The 2,554-nt window shown below is 53.0% G+C and carries 3 protein-coding genes; all 3 read right to left on the bottom strand.

The window, feature by feature from the left end; genetic code table 11:
• Positions 1-614: 614 nt before the first annotated feature.
• Positions 615-845: a type II toxin-antitoxin system RelB/DinJ family antitoxin gene (locus tag PHD76_15285; GenBank protein MDD5263206.1), complete on the bottom strand. Its 231-nt coding sequence runs from the start codon at positions 843-845 to the stop codon at positions 615-617.
• Positions 846-1,013: 168 nt separating this feature from the next.
• Positions 1,014-1,796, bottom strand: a complete 783-nt coding sequence (locus PHD76_15280) for a class I SAM-dependent methyltransferase (GenBank protein ID MDD5263205.1) — start codon at positions 1,794-1,796, stop codon at positions 1,014-1,016.
• Between the two features lie 45 nt (positions 1,797-1,841).
• The gene (locus tag PHD76_15275; protein MDD5263204.1) at positions 1,842-2,381 is read right to left on the bottom strand and encodes a gamma carbonic anhydrase family protein; all 540 of its coding nucleotides are present in this window, start codon (positions 2,379-2,381) and stop codon (positions 1,842-1,844) included.
• Positions 2,382-2,554 lie beyond the last annotated feature (173 nt).

The raw sequence follows: 2,554 nt of genomic DNA, 5'->3' as shown, positions 1-2,554 counted from the left end.
ATTTGCTTCCGTCATTAAGGGTCAAATCCACTGCGTAGCTATCACGAAATACTGGTTCAGCGTAAACATGCAAATATGTAAAAGCCAAAATGCCAAATAAAATGTATTTCATATTTTTAAATCGAACAGTATATTAGATTGAATTCAATCTATCTAGATAGGTGGAATTCAACCTATCTCGGGGATTGAAGCGGGTTTGTTTCAGAAGCGCCTCAGGCATGTCATGAGCATGCATGGATTTGGGTTATGAACAAGATCCGATTGAACGAAGTCAAGTGCTGCTTCCAAAAAGCCATGGATTCACAAGCCCAATAAATCTCGAAGAGCCAGTTTGACGCGCTCCATTTCGGGTTTTGTCAAGACACCCATTCTGCGGAAAAGTTTATGACGATCAAAGCTGGCAAGTCCCTGCACATTCACTGCGGAGTGTTTTGGAAGCCAATGCGGTTTGCCAATATCCACTTCGCCCCGCATTCCCCGTATTTGTGAGGTCAATGGAGCCACAATCACCAAAGAACGCGCATCAACTGTCACCCGGAAACGCAAGCACGAGCACCGGCCGGCTTTTCTCGACCATTCCCAAATCCGCAAACCAGACTTCCCCGGCTTGTGGTTCAGTAGGCACCCATCGCCTCCGTCCACGCTGCCGCCTGTTCATCCGATGAAAGGATGGGCGTTCTCTGCGTGGTAACATCGAAGGGAAGCCCCTTGTGAAGCTCGATCTGTGCCAGAAGCATCTTAAAGGCATCGCCAGGCTTGATGCCGAGCTGATCGAGAATCTTTTCGGCCTTTTTGAGCCGTTGCGCGGGCACGCGAGCCCGGAATAAAGTAGTATTTGAGGCCATGCTCAAATATGCTCAATATGGCTCAGTGCTGCAAGTACGAAATGCGGCTGAAAATGGCGGTGGCGCCGCCCCCTTAAAACTTCAAAACATTTTTGGACAGGATTTAAATCCCACAAGATCACCAATGGCTCTTTGTAATTTTTATTCGCGCTCCCAGCGAATAAAAATTTACAGCTTTTCGGCGATGAGAACCAAGCGCTGCCACCACCAGACGATCCTGCCGTCCTCGCGGCCGAGCTTGAACAGGCGGCGGGCGGACTCGGGCGCTTCGTCGATGAGTTTCAACACAGCCGCGCGATTTTCAGGAGTTGTGCCCGCAGTTTGAAAATACCATTCCAAGTCCGGTTGTTTGAACGGCTGGATTTCACGATGGACAACCCGCAAACCGACATGGCCGCAGAGATGCATCCATTTGAGGGGCGTGATGAAACGGTTGTGGCTGGGGTCCCGCAATTTTTCGACCTGATGCATCCATTCCTCGGCCTCCGGCTGGCCGTCCTCGACGCTGCCATCGATGAGAAGAAAGCGGCCATGCGGCTTCAGCACCCGCGCGGTTTCCATGAGAAACGTGGCGGGACAACTGAAATGATGCGCCGCCACGCGGCAGGTGACGATGTCAAAAGTTTGGTCCGGATACGGGAATTGTTCCGCGGCGTGTTCCCGAACGGTTACTGCAATGCCTTCGGCCGCAGCGGCCTGGGAGGCCTTTTCCAACATACTTGTAGAGATATCGGTCAGCGTGACCTCCAGGCCCAGGCGCGCAAAATACAGTCCCGTGTGGCCCGCGCCGCAGGCCACGTCCAGGAGGGTCTGCCCGCGCAACGGCTTGAGAAACTGCAGCGTCGAACGGAGGTCTTCCGTATTGCTCAGAATGTGGGAGCTGCCGTAGTTCGCGCTTTGGCGGTCGAACTGCTCCTTTGAGGCTTGTTGAATTTCGTTCAGCGCACTCACAGTCAAATTAACCGCACTTTTCGCGGATGCACATGCGCGGGATATTCAGGCCGGCTTCCGTTGTTGAAACTTCGCATGACCCTTCGCCACTTCAACGTATTTTTCCGCCCAATAGCGCAGCCCCTTCCGTTCCTCCTCTGTGAGTGGGCGGACGACTTTGGCCGGCATGCCCATAACCATCGAGCCTGAAGGAATTTTGCTCCCCTTCGTGACGAGCGCTCCCGCCCCGATGATGCATTGATCGCCGATTTCCGCATAATCCAGAATGGTGGCGCTCATCCCAATAAGGCATTCGTTGCCGACGTTGCATGCATGAATCATGGCCATGTGCCCGATGGTCGTGTACTCGCCCACGGCCACGCCCGCGTCATCGGCCAGATGCACAACGCTTCCGTCCTGTATGTTCGTTCCCTCGCCAATGCGGATGGATTGGATGTCTCCGCGCAGGACGCAGCCGTACCAGACGCTGGCATCCGGACCGAGAACGACGTCGCCCATAATGGCCGCATTGGGCGCAACGAAAGCGGCCTTTCCCAGGTCGGGTGTTTTCAGCAAATGTTTTTGCAAGCGCTCGTCGAGTTCCATAACTGGAAGAAAAGTAGGCAAATGAAACTATTTCAAATCCACAGAAACCATTTGGATTTTCCTTTGGAAAAATCACCGTTCTCGATCAACTCTTCCGCCTGAAGGCAAGGCAGCACACACAAGAGCAAAAAGAGGGCATATTTCATGGTTACGAACCCTACCAATCAACCCTG

The organism is Candidatus Methylacidiphilales bacterium, from assembly GCA_028713655.1.
In the GTDB taxonomy this organism is placed as follows: domain Bacteria; phylum Verrucomicrobiota; class Verrucomicrobiia; order Methylacidiphilales; family JAAUTS01; genus JAQTNW01.
This window is presented reverse-complemented; position numbering and strand designations above follow the sequence as displayed.